We start from the raw sequence: 22002 nt of genomic DNA, 5'->3' as shown, positions 1-22002 counted from the left end.
TGACCCTAATTTAACGCCTCAGTTTCGTCCTTCGGCCAAAAGGAGAGACGCTGTTCAGCCATGTTGACGACGCCCTCGCACGGCGTGAAGCGTGCGCCATATTGGGCCGCCAGACGTTGCAATGTCGCCGCCACACTTCCCGCCCCAAGGGTATCCATATAGCGGAACGGGCCTCCGAGGAATGGCGGGAAACCAATGCCGAATACGGCGCCGATGTCGCCATCGCGCGCGCTGCGCACGACCTGTTCATCGAAACAGCGCACCGCTTCGTTGAGCATCATCATCACGCAACGCTCAGCAATCTGCTGGTCGGTTAGCGAAGACTTTTGCCCACTGCCGATCAGGCTATAAATGGCCGGATCGGGTTGTTTTTTGCTTTTACGCCCTTTTGCGTCGTAAAGATAGAAACCGCGACCATTTTTTCTCCCTTTGCGATCGTCGTTCAAAATTGCGCTAATGAGATTTGCAGGCGCACTGAAACGCTCTCCATAAGCGTTTTCCAGCACTGGGATAATTTTAGTCCCGGTGTCGATGCCGACCTCATCCAAAAGTTGGATTGGTCCCACCGGAAAACCAAACTTCACCAGCGCATTATCGATTTGTTCAATGCTGGCGCCTTCCGTCAGAATGCGCATGGCCTCATTAATATAGGGGGCCAGAATGCGGTTAACGTAGAATCCGGCTTTGTCCGCCACGACAATCGGCGTTTTGCCCATCTGTTTGGCAAGCCTGACGACCGTTGCGACCGTAGTATCTGACGTCCCTGCATGCGGAATAACCTCCACCAACGGCATTTTCTCAACCGGGCTGAAGAAATGCAGGCCGATGACCTGCTCCGCACGCGCGGCATGAGCGGCGATATCGCCAATCGGCAACGACGAGGTGTTGGAGGCAAAAATCGTGTGCGGCGCGAACTGCCGTTCAACATCAGCCACCATCTGCTGCTTGAGGGTTAAATCTTCAAACACCGCTTCGATGACCACATCACGATGCGAAAAGCCGCGATAGTCCGTGGTGCCGGAAATCAGCGCCATCTGGCTGTCCCGTTCCCCGGCTTTGATATGGCGACGGCGCACCTTCGCATCCAGCAACTCCCAGCTGTATTTCAGCGCATGGTTGATGCCCTGGCTGTTAATGTCCTTGATGCGTACCGGAAGCTTCGCTTTACTGGCGAGCACAAACGCAATCCCTCCGCCCATTAAGCCGCCGCCCAGCACGGCCGCTGAGCGCAGCGGTAGCGCCTCGGCCAAAGCGCCGGGGTCCTTCTTCACGTCAGTACTGGCAAAAAAGATGCCGCGCAGAGCCTGCGACTGCGACGTCATCGCCAGCTCGCCGAACGCGCGCGCTTCGGCTTCATATCCGCTGCTGATGCCGTGGCTTAATCCGATCTCAATCACCTGCAGGATCCTCCCCGTTGCCGGGTAGTTGCCCTGCGTTTTTTGCTCCGTCTTTTTGCCTACCAGCTTAAACAGCACGTTGCGCGCCAGCGGCCCGGCAAGGAGACGCTCGCGCACCGGCAGCCGACGGCTGGCAGGACGTTCCATTTTCGCCATCTCCACGGCGGCTTCCAGCAAAATGCTGTGCGGTACCACCTCATCCACCAGTCCGGCTTTCAGCGCCTGGCGGGCGCGAAGCTGCTTGCCCGTCAGGATCATCTCCAGCGCCGTACTGACCCCGACCAGACGCGGCAAGCGCTGCGTACCGCCGGAACCCGGCAACAAGCCAAGCTGAACCTCCGGCAGACCGAGCACCGTTTTCGCATCATCGGTACAAATACGCCCATGGCAGGCCAGCGCCAGCTCAAGACCGCCGCCAAGGCACGCGCCGTGAATGGCGGCAATCACCGGAACCGACAGCGCATGGATTTCCGCCATGATCTGCTGCCCCTGCCGCGCCAGCGCTTCGGCTTCCTGCGCCGTACGACAGCTGCCAATCATGTTGATATCCGCGCCCGCGATAAAGTTATCCGGCTTCGCCGAGATAAGCACCACGCCGCGCAGCGATCGGTTGTCGCGGACTTTTTTCAGGATATCCCTCACCTGCAAGCCAAACTCCGCTTTGAGGGTATTCATCTTCTCGCCCGGCACATCAATGGCTATCACCGCAACGTTGTCAGGCCGCTCGGTGAGCGTAAATGCAGACATCATCTCCATTATTCAGCCTCCAGTACCATTGCCGCGCCAAGCCCACCTGCTGCACAGGCGGTAACCAGACCAAAACCGCCGCCGCGGCGGCGTAACTCGTTTAAGGTTTGCGTGATCATCCGCGCGCCGGTCGCCGCAAACGGATGACCGTAGGCGATGGAGCCCCCCAGCACGTTGAACTGACGCTCATCCACCTCGCCGGTTGCCTGCGAACGCCCCAATACCTCGCGGGCGAAGCGAGCGCTTGCCAGCAGTTGCAGGTTCGCCAGCGTTTGCGCTGCAAAGGCTTCGTGCATATCAAACAGGGTTAAATCCGCCAGGGTAATTCCCGCCCGTTCCAGCGCCAGCGGCGTTGACCATGCCGGGCCCAACAGCATGTCCTGCCAGACATCGATGGCGGTGAAGGCATAGCTGCGCAGGTAGCCGAGCGGCGCGAGTCTCAGCTCTTTAGCGCGGGACTCGGTCATCAGGATCACGGCGGCAGCACCATCGGTCAACGGCGTACTGTTAGCCGCCGTCACGCTGCCATGTTTGCGATCGAACGCCGGGCGCAGTTTGGCGTAATCAGCCAGCGTTGAGGTACCGCGAATATTGTTGTCCTGCCCGAAAGGTTCACGAAACGGCGCGGCATACGCGGTCATGACTTCATCAGTCAGTTTGCCTTCGGCCCAGGCCTGCGCCGCCAGTTGGTGTGAACGGTGCGCCAGCGCGTCCTGCTGTTCACGGCTGATGCCCCATGTTTTCGCCATCTGTTCTGCGGTATCGCCCATGCGCAAACCGGTGGAGTATTCCGCCACTGCGGGCGGTACCGGCATCAGGTCGCGTAAGCGCAGGCGAGAAAAAAGTTTGAGGCGCTGCCCCAGAGTGCGGGCCTTATTGACATCCACCAGCGTGCGCGCCAGCGTCTTACTGACGCCAATCGGCAACACGGAGGAAGAGTCGGCGCCGCCGGCAATACCGGCGCGGATGGTGCCGGCCATCAGGCTTTCGGCAACGTTCGCCACGGCCTGGAAACTGGTCGCGCAGGCGCGACTGACGCTATAGGCATCGGTATGAACATTCATTCCCGTACCCAGCACAATTTCGCGCGCAATATTGGGCGCTTCCGGCATTTGCACCACCTGGCCAAACACCAGTTGTTCGATAGCCTCAGGGGGAACTTCACTACGCGCCATCATCTCTGCAACGACCATTTTCCCGAGATCCACTGCCGGAACGCCGTGGAATGCCGTCGCCTGGCGTGCAAATGGCGTACGTAATCCGCTGACAATAGCAATGCGATCACCCTGACGGGTAACGAGCGGTGATGCCTGACTCATATTACTCCCCTGTTAAACATAAAATAAGTGGTCTGACCTGATAACAGTCTTAACTAATTTTTTACATTTAGCCAATCAGAGAAACGAAAAAGTGGGAGCTGAAACACAGGGAGGAGAAAAAGAAAACGCCCCGTGATGGGGCGTTTCAGGCAGGTATTAACGCAGACCGAGCTGGAAAATCAGCGTTTCTGCTTCGCAGCAGAAAACAAAGTCGATATCCAGCTGTACGCCGCCATCAACCTCTTTAAATGTTGGGGTGATTTGGCATGGTTCAGACTCGACGCCGCGAGCCTTCGCGCTCAGCGCGTCGAGAGTCGCTTCTGCATCCGCGCGGTTAGCGAAAACGCGGCTGTAGGACGCGGTACAATCGGTGTTGTCCATGATGGTGCCAACATCCATACAGCAGCAAACCGGGGTTTCATCAGCACTGCATTTACTCATCGTAGATTTCCTCTGTATATGCACCCAGGGTGCCAGACAATTAATATCCTTATTTTACGCCCCACCGTGGCCTGTCTCCAGTCGTTAATGCAGTGAACCGTGGTAAGTGACCAAAATCACAATTAAAAATGATCTAAAACAAAAATCACCCGAATGGGTGATTCATCCTGGCCGCATTTTTGCCAGCTGGATCGCGTTTCTACGATCACATTTGAAAAAACTTATAAACAAACTTGCAACATTACAGCTGGTCAGACCTATACTCTCGGCACTGGTCTGATTTCTCTGATGCTACACAGACCCTACACTTCGCGCTTCTGTTACGGCATGTAACAAATTTTGAATAAAAATAACTCAATGAGGTTATGGTCATGAGCCAGAAAACCCGCTTTACAAAGTCTGCTCTCGCAGTCGCAGTGGCACTCGTTTCCACCCACGCCTGGTCCGCAGGATTTCAATTAAACGAATTTTCTTCCTCTGGCTTAGGCCGCGCATACTCTGGTGAAGGCGCGATCGCAGACGATGCGGGCAACGCCAGCCGTAACCCAGCGCTGATTATGATGTACGACCGCCCGACGTTCTCCGCTGGTGCGGTTTATATCGACCCTGACGTCAATATCTCTGGTAAATCGCCGTCCGGTCAGAGCCTGGATGCGAACAATATTGCACCGTCAGCATGGGTACCAAACTTACACTTTGTTTCACCTGTAAACGATCAATTTGGTTGGGGCGCGTCTGTTACCTCTAACTACGGTCTGGCAACCGAGTATAGCGATAACTACGCCGCGGGTAGCGTTGGCGGGAAAACCGACCTGACCACGGCGAACTTTAACCTTAGCGGCGCCTATCGTCTGAACAGCAACTGGAGCTTCGGTCTTGGGTTCGATGCGGTGTATGCAAAAGCGAAAATCGAACGCTATGCCGGTGACCTCGGGATGATTGTCGCAGGTTCCGGCGCTCTGCCGCCTCGCCTGGCGGGTGCAGTCGCGCAGATTCCTGCCGATACGCAGATAGCCCGTCTGAACGGCAACGCGTGGGGCTTCGGCTGGAACGCAGGTATCCTGTATGAACTGGATAAGAATAACCGTTACGGCTTCACCTACCGTTCTGAAGTGAAAGTTGATTTTGACGGTAACTACAAGAGCGACCTGCCGTCCGCTTACAATCAGATCCTTGGTAACTTCGGTCTGCCAATGGGGACAAGTGGTCGTACCACTGGCGGCTCTCTGACGCTGAATCTCCCGGAAATGTGGGAACTCTCAGGTTATAACCGTGTTGCACCGCAGTGGGCTGTTCACTATAGCATGACCTACACCAGCTGGAGTCAGTTCCAGGAGCTGAAGGCCACCCACGGTAGCGAAACGCTGTTCTACAAAGATGAGAGCTTCAGAGACGCAATGCGTCTTGCGATCGGTACGACCTATTACTATGACGACAACTGGACCTTCCGTACCGGTATTGCGTTTGATGATAGCCCGGTTCCGGCGCAGACGCGTTCCATTTCTATCCCGGATCAGGACCGTTTCTGGCTGAGCGCAGGCGCCACTTATGCGTTCAACAAAGATGCTTCTGTTGACGTTGGCGCCTCCTACATGCACGGTCAGGACGTCACCATCAATGAAGGCCCGTATACGTTCCGTTCTGAAGGTAAAGCCTGGCTGTTCGGCACCAACTTCAACTACCGCTTCTGATAACACAGACGCAATAAAAAAGGTGAGCAATGTGGCTCACCTTTTTCTTTTCTCACACCGGGTTACTGCGAGTCGATGTCCTTCAGATCACCCTCAATCGCTTTCGCATTCGGGTTTTCTTCCGGCTTCAGCTTGCCGCCATTAGCGATAAAGTCATGCTGCTGGAAGTAGGCTTCACGCACCATAACGTACGGATCGGCAGACTGACGCAGCAGGCCATCGGAATCCAGCAGTTGCGCACGGGTTTCGATACCTTCGACGGCCCATTTGCCTATTGACATCGGCCATGTGAGCCACGACAGCGCCGGATACAAATCATCCACCAAATCGCCGCCTTCATCACGCAGCGTAAAGCTGCCATAGAACGGTAATTGCAGATACGGACCATAGCCTACGCCGTAACGGCCAAGCGTGCTGCCAAAACGGTGCGGCTGGACCCGCTGCAGCTTCTGATTCGCCATTCCCGCGACGTCAATAAAGCCGCCCATCCCCAGAAGGGTGTTCAGGAAGAAACGGGTAAAGTGCACCATCCCCTGATACGGATCGCCCTGCAGGAACATGTTGACCATGATTGCAGGTTCTTCAAGGTTGCTGGTGAAGTTACCGATTCCATTTCGGGCGGGTTGTGGTACATAATCACGCCAGACCACGGCAACCGGACGAATGACATAAGGATCCAACACATCAAAGTTGAAGCTGTACATCGTACGGTTGAAGCCTTCAAACGGATCCGAGCGCCCTTGTGGTTGTTCACCCGAACTGGCACATCCCACCAGCAATGTCGCGCCTAGAGCCAACGCTGACAGGCGAAAGTTCATAAAAGTCTCCCTGTAAACATAACAATGCATCTACTCCTGATTTTATACATATTTTGACATAGCAACATCGCTATTCATGACATTCCCTGAAAAATAGGAGTAGCGCCGCCGTCAGGGATGAAAAAGGGCAGACAGAATTTGGCCCTCAAGTGAATAAATACCGAACATTGTGGCGACACTTTAAGCAGTCAGTGGGCTATACGCTTAACGCACAAGTAAAAAAAGGCTATACTCCTGCCGCTTCGTCCCCTTAGTTAAATGGATATAACGAGCCCCTCCTAAGGGCTAGTTGCAGGTTCGATTCCTGCAGGGGACGCCATGCGCACCTCTCCCGACGTCTACCTGAATCAATAAATCCCCTTATAATCAGTGACAAAGCTCCCGTGCCGACAATTTCATGTCATCAGACATCTACCCATTTCAACGTAAATCAACACGTGGATGGGGGCCTTATCACGTTCAATGAAAATTGAGGTTCCAAATGCCCCTTAATGCACGTCAGGTAGATACTGCCAGGTCAGGAGAAAAGCGCCGGGCTTTTTTATCCAAGGGAAGCCCCCCGCTTCAGACGTTTCTCATACCACACAATGCTGTCGTTCCATGCCAGCAGCAATGTGAAATTCACGGTATACTACTCCTCCAAACTCATCCCGGAGGCGGTGATTGACGTGACTGATACGTATTATAATGACAACGGAATCAATGAGATCATTCAGAGTGACCTGAATAATCTCATTGCAGGTTATACGAATACCACTTACGCTTATGCAATTATGAACAAGAAAGATCCGTCCCAGATGCGGATTATCAATAATAACCCTGCATGGTTTACTCTCTATCTGGAAAGAAAATACCAGTTGATTGATCCGGTCATTATCCGGGCGCTTAGTAGTGTGGAGGATTTCTTCTGGGATAACAAAGTTCTCATTGCATCCGGACATAATCTCACCCGTATTTTTAGCGAGAGTTCCGGGCACAATATATTTCAGGGGCACACGTTCCCCCTGCATGACTATCTGAATAATCTGGTAGTGCTTTCCATTATTAGCCAGGAAGACTCAGGTATTGATATGACTGCCAGTCGCCCTCATTTCATGTATTTCCTCACCCAGTTACATCAGAAAACACTCAGTCTTTACAGTAAAATTCATCAGAAGAAAAATGTAATTTTATCACCGCGCGAAAGGCAAATCCTGAAATGGATCAGCGCAGGAAAAACTTATGCTGAAGTGTCCGTTATCCTGGCGATTACGGAACGGACAGTAAAGTTTCACATGAGCAATGCCATGAAAAAGCTGGGGGTCAATAACGCCAGACATGCCGTCAGACTCATCATGGAGCTCCGCTTACTCGACAACTGAGTATCTACCTGTCCTGTAACGACCGGAACATTTCACGAAGCCATCTTTCCGAGCGATCTTTAATGATGATATCCTCAGCAATGCTTTCACTGGCAGGCATAAAAATATAGTAGATTGTCTCCCCTTTCTCAGACAATCCTTTCTTGATGACCTCCACTTTCCAGTTTGCATGACGAAATATCGCAAACATGCCACGACTGGCAACGGCATACATGCCCCGATACTGTTTTTTCATGCAGTACACGATCATTGCCAGAAACAGCGCCTTACTGGTGGATCGACTTCGCAGGTTTCCGGCATCACGTCTTTCTTTGTCAAGAAACAGGCGGCTTATCTCACAGCAGGGAATATCATCCGGAAGTGTGATTCCATCAAAATACTCACAAAAAATTTCACTAATCATGGTGGGCTGCATTATATCAATGAAGCGGGCGCCACAGAGCAACCGACCATCATGTACTCCTAGCAGGTAAGTTGCGTTTTCGTTGTCAAACCGATCTTTTTCCATGCCATCTGCACATTCAACTTTCCAGCCAAGCCTCTCACGGAAGGTCTTTTTCCGCAATGAATAGAGCTCTGTTGAAAAAGCGGAAGGAAGATCATTGTAATGATGTAATGAAAACTCAACAAAAGCATCCATTCTGCCACTCCTGAATCAAAACGTGTTGAAACCTTACCCCTGTCTTTTAGGACAGCTTTTTTTTATGCTTAACCTTCTTTAGACTTAAAAATATCCTGACCAGCAACCTCAGCAGGGCATACTGGCCAGGGGTCAAAGACCATTGCAACACCAGGGATAAATCCACTAGTAATTATCTGATATTCCCTGCGCCGGATACAATATATACCACACGGTTCAGTCATAAAATCCATTAAAGCGCGGGAAGTATCAAATAATCGCATTTTCTTTCTTGCCGAATCATTTCTTGTCAGCCATATTTGCAGGTTGCTTTATACTGTCATCCATTCCAATAATCGGGTTCTTCCGCGGGAGGGAGATTATACGAACCTCCCGGCAATTTCCCCCGACTTTTTACGCTGTACCCGGTACAATACCGCCACCGGCTTTTCTGTCATTACACAATGCAATGTGGTCATCAGACCTCACATCAGGCGGCTTACATGAAACAAATCACTATCAGTGACCTGCAACAACAGAGCGAAGCGGCAGCCAACGCGCCCCGCTTACGCGCACACCGTAATTTTCACCCGGAGTTAAGCGACCCTGTACAGCGCCTGGCGATTGCGATGGAGCCTGGCACGTATATTCGTCCCCACCGCCATCCGCACACGTTCGAACTGCTGATCCCGCTCAGCGGGCGCTTTGTGGTGCTCAATTTTGATGATAATGGCAACGTGACCCGCCGCGTCGTGCTGGGCGAAGAGTGCAAGGCGCTGGAGATGGAGGCCGGAACCTGGCATGCCGTGCTGTCGTTAGACCACGGCGGGGTGATTTTCGAAGTTAAACACGGCGGATACCAGCCGGTCACCGAACAAGATTCCGCCCCGTGGGCGCCTGCAGAAGGCGAAGCCGGAACGGCTGAACTGATGGCATGGTATGCCAAAGCGCAGGTAGGCGACGGTGGTTTTACTCGCTAAGACATGCCAACGCGTTGATGATAAAAAGTGCCAGCAAGCAATGCTGGCACTTTCATTTTCCGCCTTAGCGCCTGCCGTCCCCGAACATGAAACGGATAATTAAGCCGCATGCCGGGGCCAGGAAGAGAAACAGACCCGTGACCATTTCCGCGCCGCCGGTCAGCCACGTGGTGAAATAATAGATAAAGGCGACAAGGACGCTCATGCCGATAAAAGAAGTGACCGCTGACGCCACGCCCAGTACCTGACCGGTATAACCGCTTACGGAGAGAATACTGATCGAGAGAAAAACCCACAGGTAAATCATGGCCTTTACTCCTGTTTGCTGTAAGATTTCTCGTAAGCTCTTACGCGCCTTGCTGTTTATATTTTAAGACAATTCCTGGCTCTCAACCATTTTTCGACGTCGCTTCGCTCACCGCCCGTCCCCTGCTGCTGACACGCTTTTCTCTCTTTCTCTCCCTCTTTTAAAGCTGAAATTAACCTTAGTTTCAATAAGGTAATTGTATGAAGTTATCCCTGGTAAACGGCGTTAGCTATACGTTAATTTATTACCCTCTGAAATTAATGTGTCGTCGAATCACGACAGTTGTAAGTAACTAAAAATTAATAAAAAAATCCCACTTGCCACCCCATTTTTTTAAGCGTACATTAGCGCCGTCTGGAGCACAGAACGCGCAGAATTCTGGGGTGATGCCAGCGTTGATAAAGGGTGATTTTCTGAGTCAAAACGCCAGGGTGTCAGCCCGTCATACTCGGTCAGAGCAAAGTTCATTAGAGCGTATTGATAGATACGTGGAGTGGTGAGACGTGAAATATTTCTTTATGGGCATCTCGTTTATGGTCATCGTCTGGGCCGGTACTTTCGCCCTGATGATCTAATCCTGAGCATGCGGTAAAAAAAACAGGAGCCATTCGGCTCCTGTTTGCATTTAAGTTCGGCGCTATTCAGCGCTATCCACCGTGGACTTATGCAGGACAGGCAGCAGGCCGTCGGCACGGAACATCGCCTTGATGCCGCGTATCGCTTGGCGAATACGGTCACGGTTTTCGATCAGCGCAAAACGCACATGCGTGTCGCCGTAGTCGCCAAAACCAATCCCCGGTGAAACGCAAACTTTTGCATCCTGCAACAGCTTTTTCGCAAACTCCAGCGAGCCCATCGCCGCATACGGTTCAGGGATCTTCGCCCAGACGTACATGGACGCCTTCGGCATGTCGACCATCCATCCCGCTTCATGCAGCCCTTTGACCAGCACGTCGCGTCGACGTTTGTACTGCGCGGCAATATCGTGCACGCACTGCTGGTCACCTTCCAGTGCTGCAATAGCCGCCACCTGCAACGGCGTAAAGGTACCGTAGTCATGGTAGCTCTTAATCCGCGCCAGCGCGTTAACCAGCACCGGGTTACCGACCATGAAGCCAATACGCCAACCGGCCATATTGTAGCTTTTGGAGAGCGTGAAGAACTCGACCGCCACATCCCGCGCGCCGGGCACCTGCATAATAGAAGGCGCTTTCCAGCCGTCATACACAATATCGGCATAGGCGAGATCGTGAACCACCAGCACATCGTAGCGTTTTGCCAGCGCCACCACCTTCTCAAAGAAATCCAGCTCGACGCACTGCGCGGTGGGGTTCGACGGAAAACCTAAGATCATCATCTTGGGTTTGGGGTAGCTTTCGCGGATCGCACGCTCCAGCTCGTTGAAAAAATCAACGCCTTCGACCAGCGGCACGGAGCGCACCTGCGCACCGGCAATCACGGCGCCGTAAATATGGATGGGATAGCTTGGGTTCGGCACCAGTACGGTATCGCCATGATCGAGCGTTGCCAGCATCAGGTGCGCCAGCCCCTCTTTCGAGCCAATCGTGACAATAGCTTCGGTTTCCGGATCGATATCGACCTCATAGCGATCTTTATACCAGCGGGAAATCGCGCGACGCAGGCGCGGGATCCCACGTGATGTCGAATAACCGTGTGTATCAGGACGCTGGGCGACGGTGCAGAGTTTTTCCACGATATGCGGCGGCGTCGCGCCATCAGGGTTACCCATACTGAAATCAATGATGTCTTCGCCGCGCCGACGCGCAGCCATCTTGAGTTCGGCCGTGATGTTAAAAACATAGGGAGGGAGGCGATCGATACGGGTAAAACGGCGTTCAGAGCTGAAGTCAGCCATAGGTTCCTCGACATTACGTTAGCGCCCGGACCGTCCGAGCGACGCGACCACATCGTGTGGTATGTCCAGAAAATAACCTGAAAAATTTCCTGCTGTCGAGAGGTAATCTGAAAAATTTTTCACTACCTAAAAAAGGGGAAGAGCGGAAAACGTACTGCGCTGATAAACAACCTGTTATTGGCGCCAACAAATCAATTACGCAACATGATGATATCTTTTATCTTACGTTAAATACCGGACTCATCGCATGACCCACTCTGCCACGGACACACGCAGTTCAATCCCCTTTTAAAAACAGGGTTTATCCCTATTCCGTTGACGACGGGTTCACTGGTGATCTGGCGCAAGGTTTTTTATCATAGCCTTTTCTGCGATACCCACGGCGCCTCTATGCACGAAACCTTTGACATGCTGCTGGCAGTGTTCGATCGGGCTGCCCTGATGCTGATCTGTCTGTTCTTTCTGATCCGTATCCGGTTGTTCCGCGAGCTGCTGCACAAAACAGCCCATACACCGAAAGAACTGCTGGCGGTGACCGCCATTTTTTCGATGTTCGCCCTCTTCAGTACCTGGTCCGGCGTTCCCGTCGAAGGCTCTCTGGTCAACGTGCGCATTATCGCCGTGATGTCCGGCGGCATTCTTTTCGGCCCCTGGGTGGGCATCATTACCGGCATTATCGCCGGGGTGCACCGTTATCTGATTGATATCGGCGGCGTCACCGCGATTCCCTGCTTCATTACCAGCATCATCGCCGGGGCGCTCTCCGGCTGGATCAATCGCAAAATCCCCAAACCGCGGCACTGGCGCGTGGGGATACTCGCCGGGATGCTGTGCGAAACACTGACCATGATCCTCGTGGTTATCTGGGCGCCTACCGCTGAGCTGGGCCTTGATATCGTGTCAAAGATAGGGATTCCAATGATCCTCGGCAGCGTCTGTATCGGCTTTATTGTCCTGCTGGTGCAAAGCGTGGAGGGTGAAAAAGAGGCCAGCGCCGCGCGGCAGGCGAAGCTTGCACTGGATATCGCCAATAAAACGTTACCGCTGTTTCGCCACGTCAACGCCGAGTCGCTACGTCAGGTCTGCGATATTATCCGTCGCGATATCCACGCTGACGCGGTCGCCATTACCAATATTGACCACGTACTCGCCTATGTCGGGGTTGGGGAACATAACTACCGCGACAATGACGATATCATCAGCCCCACCACGCGTCTGGCCATTGACAGCGGAAACATCATTATAAAAAACAATGATGAAGCGCACCGGACGCCGGAAATTCACTCTATGTTAGTGATCCCGCTGTGGGAAAAAGGCATCGTCACTGGCACGCTGAAAATCTACTACTGCCATTCGTACCAGATAACCTCCTCGCTGCAGGAGATGGCGATTGGCCTGTCGCAAATAATCTCCACTCAGCTTGAGGTATCCCGCGCGGAACAGTTACGTGAAATGGCAAATAAGGCAGAGCTGCGGGCGCTGCAAAGTAAAATTAATCCCCATTTTTTGTTTAACGCCCTGAACGCCATTTCGTCGTCGATTCGCCTGAATCCGGATACCGCCCGTCAGCTGATTTTTAACCTGTCGCGTTATCTGCGCTATAACATTGAATTAAAAGATGACGAGCAGATTGACATCCGCAAGGAGCTGTACCAAATCAAGGATTACATCACCATCGAACAGGCCCGGTTCGGCGATAAACTGACCGTTATCTACGATATTGACGACGAGGTGAACTGCATGATCCCAAGTCTGCTTATCCAGCCGCTGGTGGAAAATGCCATTGTGCACGGTATTCAGCCCTGCAAAGGCAAAGGCGTGGTGACCATCAGCATCACGGAGAGCGGTAACCGGGTGCGCATCAGCGTGCGCGATACCGGCAACGGTATCGACCCCAATGTTATCGCCCGCGTGGAGGCTGACGAAATGCCCGGCAACAAAATTGGTTTACTCAACGTACACCACCGGGTGAAGCTGCTGTATGGCGAAGGCTTGCATATTCGCCGACTGGAGCCGGGCACAGAAATTGCGTTTTACGTTCCTAACCAGCGCACGCCAGCCGCCGCCCCGGCCACCCTGCTGTCATAACCGGAGTTATTATGAAAGTCATCATTGTCGAAGACGAGGTTCTGGCCCAGCAGGAGCTGACGTGGCTGATTAAAGCCCATAGTCAGATGGAGATCGTGGGGACGTTTGAAGACGGTCTGGACGTGCTGAAGTTTCTCCAGCACAACAAAGTCGACGCCATCTTCCTCGATATCAATATCCCGTCGCTGGATGGTGTGCTGCTCGCGCAAAACATCAGCCAGTTCGCCCATAAGCCGTTTATTGTGTTTATTACCGCCTGGAAGGAACACGCCGTGGAGGCCTTCGAACTGGAGGCGTTCGACTATATTCTCAAGCCTTACCAGGAATCGCGGATTATCAGCATGCTGCAAAAGCTCGAAGCCGCATGGCAGCAGCAGTCAGGCAGTGTCAGCCCGGGAAGCCCGGCGCGGGAAAGCGATACCATCAACCTCATCAAAGATGAGCGGATTATCGTGACCAGCATCAACGATATTTATTATGCGGAAGCGCATGAAAAGATGACCTTTGTGTATACAAAGCGCGAGTCGTACGTGATGCCGATGAATATCACTGAATTCTGCAGCAAACTGCCCGCCTCGCACTTTTTTCGCTGTCACCGCTCCTACTGCGTGAACCTGAACAAAATTCGCGAAATCGAGCCCTGGTTCAACAACACCTACATTCTGCGCCTGCGCGACCTCGATTTTCAGGTACCGGTGAGCCGCAGCAAGGTTAAAGAGTTCCGCCAGCTCATGCACCTGTAAACAGGGTGCCGTCGGCGCCCTGTTATCAGAGGATTTGACCCAGCGTCTGGCGCAGATGCGCGCCGGAGCCGAGCAGTCCCGGGTTATCGTGGACTATCAAAAACACCGGAATATCCTGCACGTAAGCCTTAAAGCGGCCTTTATCTTCAAACCCGCCGCGAAAACCTGAGGATTTAAAGAATTCGAGGAAGCGCGGAACGATCCCGCCCGCGATATAGACGCCGCCGAAGGTGCCGAGCGTCAGCGCCAGATTGCCGCCAAAACGCCCCATGATCACGCAGAACAGCGATAATGCGCGACGGCAGTCGGTGCAGCTGTCGGCCAGCGCGCGCTCGGTCACGTCTTTCGGCTGCAGATTTTCCGGCAAACGCCCGTCGGCTTTAACAATCGCGCGATAAAGATTAACCAGACCCGGCCCAGAGAGCACGCGTTCGGCGGAGACGTGCCCCAGCTCAGCGCGCAACACTTCCAGGATAATGCCCTCTTCTTCACTGTTCGGCGCGAAATCGACGTGACCGCCCTCGCCCGGCAGGCTGACCCAACGCTTATCTACGTGCACCAGGTGGGCAACGCCCAACCCCGTGCCCGCACCGTAAACGGCAACGGGTTTCCCCTCAACCGGCCCCGCGCCGCCAAACTGAATCAGATGCTCTTTTTGCAGCATCGGTATCGCCATGGAGACCGCGGTAAAATCGTTGATTATCTCAAGATGCGCAAAACCGAGGTTTTTCTTCATTTCGGCGATGGAAAACGCCCACGTATGGTTGGTCATCGCCACCCAGTCGCCAGTGATCGGGCAGGCAATGGCGATACAGCCGTCGTCGACCTCCACGTTCCGTTCTTTGAGGTAAACCTGAACGACGGCTTCGAGGCTCGGGTAATCAAGACCAGAATAGGTTTTTGCCTGTGAAATCTCGCCTGTCGCGACATCACATAACGCCAGACGCGCATTTGTGCCGCCGACGTCACCTACTAAAGCAAATTTTGTCATTCTGTTACGGCTCCGCTAAAGTCAGAATAAATCTTTGGCACACTGTAAATTCATGGCGCGATAACAACAATGAGCAATACACCAGAGCCCCTGATTTATCGATCCCGCTCACACATTAACTTTATCGTTTCAGCACCATTTGCACTGACGGTTTAGTCTGTTCCGGGCAAAGTGTTGCGCGCTCATCGTTAGAAGGAAATGAACATGCTCCACCCACGAGCCAGAACCATGCTGCTGCTCTCCGTTCCCGCACTGATTATCGGTGTGGTCTCCAGCCTCATCCTGGTGGTGGTGATGGAAATCGCCGCGATACTGCAAAACATTCTCTGGACGACGCTTCCTGCAAGCATCGGTCTGCCGTTTGACTCCGGCGCCTGGATCATTTTTATGCTGACCGCAACCGGTATCGCCGTAGGGTTAGTGATCCGCTTTAGCCCTGGACATGCGGGACCGGACCCTGCAACTGAACCCCTGATTGGCACGCCAATGCCCTCCTCGGCGTTACCGGGCCTTATTATCGCCCTGATCCTCGGCCTGGCAGGCGGCGTCAGCCTGGGCCCTGAGCACCCGATTATGTCAGTTAATATCGCGCTGGCGGTCGCCCTCGGCGCCCGCCTCTTTCCTCGCGTCGGCGCTCTCGATTGGACTATCCTCGCCGCCTCCGGCACCATCGGCGCGCTGTTTGGCACCCCGGTTGCCGCAGCGCTGATTTTCTCGCAGACGTTAACCAGCAACAACGATGTGCCGATGTGGGATCGGCTTTTCGCCCCAATGATTTCCGCGGCAGCAGGCGCGCTCACCACCAGCCTGTTCTTCCATCCTCAGTTTTCGCTGCCCATTGCCCACTACCAGCAGATGCGGCTGGTCGATATCCTGAGCGGCGCGGTCGTTGCCGCGATTGCCATTGCCCTCGGGATGGTTGCCGTCTGGTGCCTGCCGCGTCTGCACGCGCTGATGCACCGGCTGAAGCATCCGGTCCTTATTCTCGGTCTTGGCGGATTTATTCTGGGGGTCATCGGCGCACTGGGCGGACACATCACGCTGTTTAAGGGGCTTGATGAAATGCACCAGTTGGCGTTCAGTCAGACCCTGACCACGACGGATTTGCTGTTTATCGCTCTGATGAAACTCACGGCGCTTGTTGTCGCGGCGGCCAGCGGTTTTCGCGGCGGGCGAATTTTCCCGGCCGTCTTCGTGGCGGTGGCGTTGGGGCTGATGCTGCATGCGCATGTCAATGCGGTTCCGGCGGCGATTACCGTTTCCTGCGCCATTTTAGGCATGGTGCTGGTCGTGACCCGCGACGGTTGGCTGAGCCTGTTTATGGCTGCGGTCGTCGTGCCGGACTCAACGCTGCTGCCCCTGCTGTGTATCGTGATGTTGCCCGCCTGGCTCCTGCTGGCGGGCAAACCGATGATGATGGCAAAACCGCATCAGTGAATCTTGTTGCGGGCTTCCAGCGCCTGCGTGACGGCATGCAGTAATGCCGGAACTTCCTGCTTCGGCAGTACCACTTCCACCAGCGTCAGGCGCTGTCGCGATGCGGCGAGCGCCAGAACATCCCTGAGCTGTACCGTCTCCGCCACCCGCCAGGTCTGCGCCTGACACTCCAGGCTCAGGGCCTGCGGCAGCTGTGTCCAGTTCCACAATGCAATGTCGTTATAGCGCTGCTCGGGGCCATGAATCGCACGCTCAACGGTATACCCTTCGTTATTGAGTAACAGGATCAGCGGCCGCTGTTCATCCCGCAGCATCGATCCCAGCTCCTGAATGGTCAACTGCGCAGCGCCGTCGCCGATAATCAGCACGACGCGACGTTCTGGCGCTGCGGTCTGCGCGCCAAAAGCAGCCGGAAGCGTAAAGCCTATCGACCCCCATAGCGGCTGAACAATCAGCATCGCTTCTGACGGTAACTTCAACGCCGCAGCGCCAAAGGCGGCAGTGCCCTGATCGGCCAACAGAATATCACCGGGCCGCAAAAAGGTCTGAAGCGTTTGCCAGAAACGTTGTTGCGTCAATGCGCCGTCAATGTCGTCGTCAGGCTCTGCGCTGTAGGTAGTGAAACGCGTCCAGCCGACGGACAGCTCAGCACAAAGCTGCTTCAACGCACTGGCCGCCTGGCGTATCGGCAGGCCGCTAAACCAGCGCGCGCCGACCCGGGTGGAGAAGGGTTGCAGTTCGATGGTTTTCTCCACCGGCAGTTGCTGGGTAAAACCAGCGGTAATGGTATCGGTGAAACGGGTTCCGACGCATAACGTCACATCCGCCCCCTCAATCGCCTCCCGCGTTTCCGGGGCGCTCGCCGCGCCGCTGTAGGTGCCGGCAAACCCTGGCTGCTGTTCATCGAATAACCCTTTGCCCATCAGCATCGTCGCGTGCGCCAGCGGCTGCGTCGCTACCCACTCCCGCATCATGGGCTGTAATCCATAACGCTGGGCGAGGAAATCCGCGAGCAGCGACACACGACGACAGCCGATGAGCATCTCCCGCGCCGCCTGCAGGAATTCCGTCATGGCGTTGTCATCTGCCGCCATTTCCCCCAGGGATAGCGCGCTGACCGGCGCCGTCGCGGGCGCTTTTGCCACATCAGCAGGCAACAGCAGATACGCCGGACGACGATGCAACAGCATTTCACGCAGCACCCGGTCTATCTCCTGACAGGCATTGCTGGCGGTCAGCTTTGCCCGGGCGACGGTCACTTGTTCGCTCATCAGATAAAAATGGCTAAAATCGCCATCGCCCAGGGTATGGTGAACCAGCTCGCCGCGCTGTTGGCTCCGCGTTCCCGGCGCGCCGACGATGTGCAGCACTGGCACAAACTCCGCATAACTCCCCGCGACGCCGTTTAGCGCGCTCAGCTCACCCACGCCGTAGGTCGTCAACAGGGCGCCAGCCCCCTGCGTTCTGGCGTAGCCGTCTGCGGCGTAAGCGGCATTAAGTTCATTGGCGCAACCAACCCAGCAAACCCTGGGGTGCTCAATGACGTGATCGAGGAACTGCAGGTTGTAGTCGCCCGGTACACCAAAAAGATGGTTGATACCGCAGTTTGTCAGACGATCCAGCAGATAATCTGCAATGGTATAGGTCGGTTGCATAGCCATCATCCCCTTGCTGCGTTGTTTCTCTGAGTATTGGAGAACGCTGACAGCTGTCCAGAACGGTCAAAAAAATCACACTGGAAAGAAAACTATACATCTTTATTTCTTAGCAAAAAGTGCTATTTACCGTACTTTAGGAGTTGCTCCAATGATGAAGGACTTTACCGCCTCGTAAGATGCCGCTAACAGGCCATTTACGGCCACGATCGTATGTAGCAAGGAGACAACAATGTTCAGGTCACTGATTCTGGCCGCGGTATTAGTCGCTTCAGCCCCGTTGGTGGCAAATGCTGGCGAAATCACCCTGCTGCCATCTATAAAATTACAAATTGGCGATCGTGATAATTACGGTAACTACTGGGACGGTGATCATTGGCGCGACCGCGATTACTGGCATCGCAACTATGAGTGGCGCAGAGACCGCTGGTGGCGACATGACAATGGCAGGCACCGCGGCTGGGATAACCGTAAAGCCTATGAACGCGGCTACCGCGCCGGTTGGGAGGATCGTGACGATCGTCGCGGTTGGGGCCACGGACACGGTCATCACCACTGACCAATGTAAAAAAAGCAGCCAGGGGCTGCTTTTTTTCTCTTCCGGTGTTGCGCGGGTTTTACATACCGAACAACGTGCCGACCACCAGCCAACCGTTCAGCGCCACCACCAGCACCACGATAGTCCAGCCTGCGCGTTTCACCCACGTAGAGTTAACCAGTTCGCCCATCAGGGATGCATCGCTGGTAAAGCGCAGCAGCGGTACCAGCGCCAGGGCGATACCAAAGCTCAGCAGCACCTGGCTCATCACCAGAATCCGGGTTGGGTCGAGCCCCATCAGGATAACAATAAACGACGGCAGCATGGTGATAGTCCGGCGAAACCACAGCGGAATGTGGAAACGGATAAAGCCCTGCATCACCACCTGCCCTGCCAGCGTCCCCACCACCGTTGAGGACAGCCCGGCGGCAACGAGGCTTAAACCGAAGATAGTCGCCGCCGCATGGTTCAACAGCGGCTCCAGCGTCAGATAAGCCTGATCGAGGTCGGCAACGCCGGTATGGCCGTTGAAGTGGAATGCCGCCGCTGCGGTCGCCATCATCGCCAGGTTGACAAACCCGGCAATGGTCATGGCGATAGCGACATCCCAGCGCGTCGCGTTGTAGCGCTCTTTGCGCGTACCTTCATGCAGATGCTGCGTGAGCGATGAGTGCAGATAGATGACGTGCGGCATAATGGTCGCCCCGAGCACCCCGGCGGCCAGGAAAACGGCTTCGGATGTCGGCAGCGAAGGTAAAATCATCCCTTTTGCCAGCGGCGCCAGCGCGGGTTGCGAGAAAATCAGCTCGACGATATAGGCCGCCGCAACGAACAGCAGCAGGCCGCCGATAACTTTTTCCAGCGGTTTTTGCCCGCGGCGTTGCAGCATCAGGATCAGGAAAGTGGCAACCCCGGTGAGCACCGCCCCCTGCAGCAGAGAAACGCCGAGAATAAGCTTAAAGCCGATCGCCGCGCCGACAAATTCCGCGAGATCGGTCGCCATCGCGATAATTTCCGCTTGTATCCAGTAGAACCACACCAGCGGGCGCGGGTAATGGTCACGAATTTGTTCCGCAAGGTTTTTACCGGTAGCGATACCCAGCTTGGCGGACAGTACCTGGATTAGCATCGCCATCAGGTTTGCCCATACGACAACCCATAACAACTGATAGCCGTAGCTGGCGCCGGCCTGAATGTTGGTGGCAAAGTTGCCTGGATCGATGTAACCGATAGCAGCAATGAATGCAGGTCCCATTAATGCGAGCCTCATCTTGCGCGCTGCGCGACCGCTGCTACTCTCAACGCGACTGTTTGCCATTTTCTGCCTCGGAAATATAGCCTTTGCTATGTTTCATACTACCAAAGTGAGAATGATTATCAAGTTCATTTAAGGGAGGTGATAATGATTTCTCTGCCAGGCAGGAACGATAGCGGGCCTGAATGTCAGCCATGTTGTCAGGATTGAGTCAGTGCGTACTATCCTTTCATCAGGCTAGTACAATAACGCAACTTTAGATACCTTTACATAACATAACAGTTTTGTATGCTTGATCACCTTTTTTGAGATTGCTCACAGCTTCTTACTATAGTGCGGCGAAGATCTCGTTTTCTTTTACCCTGTTGCATAGAATGTGCAAGGAAATTTAACCTGCCTCATATTTGGAGCAAATATGGACCGCGTTTTGCACTTTGTCCTCGCGCTTGTCGTGGTGGCCATTCTGGCGTTACTGGTCAGCCATGACCGTAAAAAAATTCGTATTCGTTATGTCGTTCAACTGCTTGTTATTGAAGTCTTGCTGGCGTGGTTCTTCCTGAACTCAGATATCGGTCTGGGCTTCGTAAAAGGCTTCTCCGAGATGTTCGAGAAACTGCTCGGTTTCGCTAACGAAGGGACAAACTTCGTCTTCGGTAAAATGAATGATGAAGGCCTGGCGTTCTTCTTCCTGAAGGTCCTGTGCCCAATCGTCTTTATTTCCGCGCTGATCGGCATCCTGCAGCACATCCGCGTTCTGCCTGTTATTATTCGCGCGATCGGTACCGTGCTGTCCAAAGTCAACGGCATGGGCAAACTGGAATCGTTCAACGCCGTCAGCTCCCTGATTCTGGGCCAGTCTGAAAACTTCATCGCTTATAAAGATATTCTCGGCAAGATGTCGCGCAACCGCATGTACACCATGGCGGCAACCGCAATGTCCACCGTTTCCATGTCTATCGTGGGCGCGTACATGACCATGCTGCAGCCGAAATACGTCGTTGCGGCGCTGGTGCTTAACATGTTCAGCACCTTTATTGTGCTGTCTATCATCAACCCGTACCGCGTTGAGCAGAGCGAAGAAAACCTGCAGATGTCCAATCTGCATGAAGGTCAGAGCTTCTTTGAGATGCTGGGTGAGTACATCCTCGCGGGCTTTAAAGTGGCGATTATCGTTGCCGCAATGCTGATCGGCTTCATCGCGCTGATCTCCGGTCTGAACGCGCTGTTCGCTGCCGTACTGGGCATCTCCTTCCAGGGCATCCTCGGCTATATCTTCTACCCGGTTGCATGGGTGATGGGCGTTCCGGCAAGCGAAGCGCTGCAGGTCGGCAGCATCATGGCGACCAAACTGGTCTCTAACGAATTCGTCGCCATGATGGATCTGCAGAAAATCGCCAGCACGCTCTCTCCGCGCGCGGAAGGCATCCTCTCTATCTTCCTGGTGTCCTTCGCTAACTTCTCTTCCATCGGCATCATCGCCGGTGCGATTAAAGGCCTGAACGAAGAACAAGGCAACGTGGTCTCCCGTTTCGGTCTGAAACTGGTCTACGGTTCCACCCTGGTGAGCGTACTCTCTGCGTCTATCGCCGCACTGGTACTGTAATCAGCCGCATGAACAAAAGCCGGGCTCTGAAATGAGCCCGGCTTTTTTATTTCTGCAATTCCGTCAGCGGCCTGGGTTTGCCTATCAAATACCCCTGCAGATAATCCACCCCAAGCTGATACAGCAACGCTCGCTG

The 22002-nt window shown here is 54.1% G+C and carries 19 protein-coding genes and 1 tRNA gene; 10 read left to right on the top strand and 10 right to left on the bottom strand.

The genetic code is table 11. The annotated features are described in order from the left end of the window. Positions 1 to 5 precede the first annotated feature (5 nt). From fadJ to JO226_RS09695, 3 genes are all read right to left on the bottom strand, one after another. The gene (gene fadJ, locus JO226_RS09705; RefSeq protein ID WP_293548217.1) at positions 6 to 2153 is read right to left on the bottom strand and encodes a fatty acid oxidation complex subunit alpha FadJ; all 2148 of its coding nucleotides are present in this window, start codon (positions 2151 to 2153) and stop codon (positions 6 to 8) included. Then, positions 2153 to 3463, bottom strand: coding sequence for an acetyl-CoA C-acyltransferase FadI (gene fadI, locus JO226_RS09700; protein ID WP_293548216.1), 1311 nt, complete (start codon positions 3461 to 3463; stop codon positions 2153 to 2155). The genes fadJ and fadI overlap by 1 nt, the downstream gene beginning before the upstream one ends. Positions 3464 to 3619: 156 nt before the next feature. Further along, positions 3620 to 3904 (bottom strand): YfcZ/YiiS family protein, encoded by a 285-nt coding sequence (locus tag JO226_RS09695; RefSeq protein WP_293548214.1) that lies wholly within the window; start codon positions 3902 to 3904, stop codon positions 3620 to 3622. 371 nt (positions 3905 to 4275) lie between these two features. Between JO226_RS09695 and fadL the strand changes: the two genes are divergently transcribed. Beyond that, a complete protein-coding gene (gene fadL, locus JO226_RS09690; protein WP_293548211.1) occupies positions 4276 to 5595 on the top strand; it encodes a long-chain fatty acid transporter FadL in 1320 nt (439 codons plus the stop codon). Positions 5596 to 5657: 62 nt separating this feature from the next. On the opposite strand, the gene mlaA is transcribed toward fadL, so the two are convergent. Then, a complete protein-coding gene (gene mlaA / locus JO226_RS09685; RefSeq protein ID WP_293548208.1) occupies positions 5658 to 6413 on the bottom strand; it encodes a phospholipid-binding lipoprotein MlaA in 756 nt (251 codons plus the stop codon). Positions 6414 to 6657: 244 nt separating this feature from the next. Between mlaA and JO226_RS09680 the strand changes: the two genes are divergently transcribed. Both JO226_RS09680 and JO226_RS09675 read left to right on the top strand, forming a co-directional pair. Continuing rightward, positions 6658 to 6732 (top strand) — tRNA-Arg (locus tag JO226_RS09680). A 340-nt stretch (positions 6733 to 7072) separates the two neighbouring features. Then, entirely contained in the window at positions 7073 to 7774 is a 702-nt protein-coding gene (locus tag JO226_RS09675) for a LuxR family transcriptional regulator (RefSeq protein ID WP_293548205.1), read from the top strand. Between the two features lie 4 nt (positions 7775 to 7778). On the opposite strand, the gene JO226_RS09670 is transcribed toward JO226_RS09675, so the two are convergent. Further along, positions 7779 to 8414, bottom strand: coding sequence for an acyl-homoserine-lactone synthase (locus tag JO226_RS09670; RefSeq protein ID WP_293548202.1), 636 nt, complete (start codon positions 8412 to 8414; stop codon positions 7779 to 7781). 482 nt (positions 8415 to 8896) lie between these two features. Here JO226_RS09670 and JO226_RS09665 point away from each other — a divergent pair, with 482 nt between their 5' ends. Next, positions 8897 to 9373: a WbuC family cupin fold metalloprotein gene (locus tag JO226_RS09665; RefSeq protein ID WP_293548199.1), complete on the top strand. Its 477-nt coding sequence runs from the start codon at positions 8897 to 8899 to the stop codon at positions 9371 to 9373. A gap of 64 nt (positions 9374 to 9437) precedes the next feature. On the opposite strand, the gene JO226_RS09660 is transcribed toward JO226_RS09665, so the two are convergent. Further along, on the bottom strand, positions 9438 to 9680 hold the full coding sequence (locus JO226_RS09660) for a YfdY family protein (RefSeq protein ID WP_293548196.1): 243 nt from the start codon (positions 9678 to 9680) through the stop codon (positions 9438 to 9440). A gap of 503 nt (positions 9681 to 10183) precedes the next feature. Between JO226_RS09660 and ypdK the strand changes: the two genes are divergently transcribed. Then, positions 10184 to 10255 carry a membrane protein YpdK gene (gene ypdK, locus JO226_RS09655; protein ID WP_010723117.1) on the top strand — a complete coding sequence of 24 codons (72 nt, stop codon included), beginning with the start codon at positions 10184 to 10186 and terminating at the stop codon, positions 10253 to 10255. A 62-nt stretch (positions 10256 to 10317) separates the two neighbouring features. Here ypdK and alaC read toward each other — a convergent pair whose 3' ends face one another. Continuing rightward, positions 10318 to 11556 carry an alanine transaminase gene (gene alaC, locus JO226_RS09650; protein WP_293548193.1) on the bottom strand — a complete coding sequence of 413 codons (1239 nt, stop codon included), beginning with the start codon at positions 11554 to 11556 and terminating at the stop codon, positions 10318 to 10320. A 390-nt stretch (positions 11557 to 11946) separates the two neighbouring features. On the opposite strand from alaC, the gene JO226_RS09645 reads away from it, so the two are divergent. Together JO226_RS09645 and JO226_RS09640 are read left to right on the top strand one after the other, a co-directional pair. Continuing rightward, entirely contained in the window at positions 11947 to 13644 is a 1698-nt protein-coding gene (locus tag JO226_RS09645) for a sensor histidine kinase (protein ID WP_293548191.1), read from the top strand. 11 nt (positions 13645 to 13655) lie between these two features. Further along, on the top strand, positions 13656 to 14387 hold the full coding sequence (locus JO226_RS09640) for a LytTR family DNA-binding domain-containing protein (protein ID WP_293548188.1): 732 nt from the start codon (positions 13656 to 13658) through the stop codon (positions 14385 to 14387). A 25-nt stretch (positions 14388 to 14412) separates the two neighbouring features. Here JO226_RS09640 and glk read toward each other — a convergent pair whose 3' ends face one another. Further along, positions 14413 to 15378, bottom strand: a complete 966-nt coding sequence (gene glk / locus JO226_RS09635) for a glucokinase (RefSeq protein ID WP_293548185.1) — start codon at positions 15376 to 15378, stop codon at positions 14413 to 14415. A gap of 204 nt (positions 15379 to 15582) precedes the next feature. Between glk and JO226_RS09630 the strand changes: the two genes are divergently transcribed. Then, a complete protein-coding gene (locus JO226_RS09630; protein ID WP_293548182.1) occupies positions 15583 to 16815 on the top strand; it encodes an ion channel protein in 1233 nt (410 codons plus the stop codon). Here JO226_RS09630 and JO226_RS09625 read toward each other — a convergent pair. Continuing rightward, positions 16809 to 18470, bottom strand: coding sequence for a thiamine pyrophosphate-binding protein (locus JO226_RS09625; RefSeq protein WP_293548179.1), 1662 nt, complete (start codon positions 18468 to 18470; stop codon positions 16809 to 16811). The genes JO226_RS09630 and JO226_RS09625 overlap by 7 nt on opposite strands. A gap of 232 nt (positions 18471 to 18702) precedes the next feature. Between JO226_RS09625 and ypeC the strand changes: the two genes are divergently transcribed. Beyond that, complete coding sequence (gene ypeC, locus JO226_RS09620) at positions 18703 to 19029, top strand: DUF2502 domain-containing protein YpeC (RefSeq protein ID WP_293548177.1); 327 nt, start codon at positions 18703 to 18705, stop codon at positions 19027 to 19029. 58 nt (positions 19030 to 19087) lie between these two features. Here ypeC and JO226_RS09615 read toward each other — a convergent pair whose 3' ends face one another. Continuing rightward, positions 19088 to 20326: an Nramp family divalent metal transporter gene (locus JO226_RS09615; protein WP_293548174.1), complete on the bottom strand. Its 1239-nt coding sequence runs from the start codon at positions 20324 to 20326 to the stop codon at positions 19088 to 19090. A gap of 352 nt (positions 20327 to 20678) precedes the next feature. On the opposite strand from JO226_RS09615, the gene JO226_RS09610 reads away from it, so the two are divergent. Then, positions 20679 to 21866, top strand: coding sequence for a NupC/NupG family nucleoside CNT transporter (locus tag JO226_RS09610; RefSeq protein ID WP_293548171.1), 1188 nt, complete (start codon positions 20679 to 20681; stop codon positions 21864 to 21866). The last annotated feature ends 136 nt before the right edge of the window (positions 21867 to 22002 follow it).

It is taken from the genome of Pluralibacter sp. (assembly GCF_019237635.1).
Classification (GTDB): Bacteria; Pseudomonadota; Gammaproteobacteria; order Enterobacterales; family Enterobacteriaceae; genus Enterobacter_B.
This window is presented reverse-complemented; position numbering and strand designations above follow the sequence as displayed.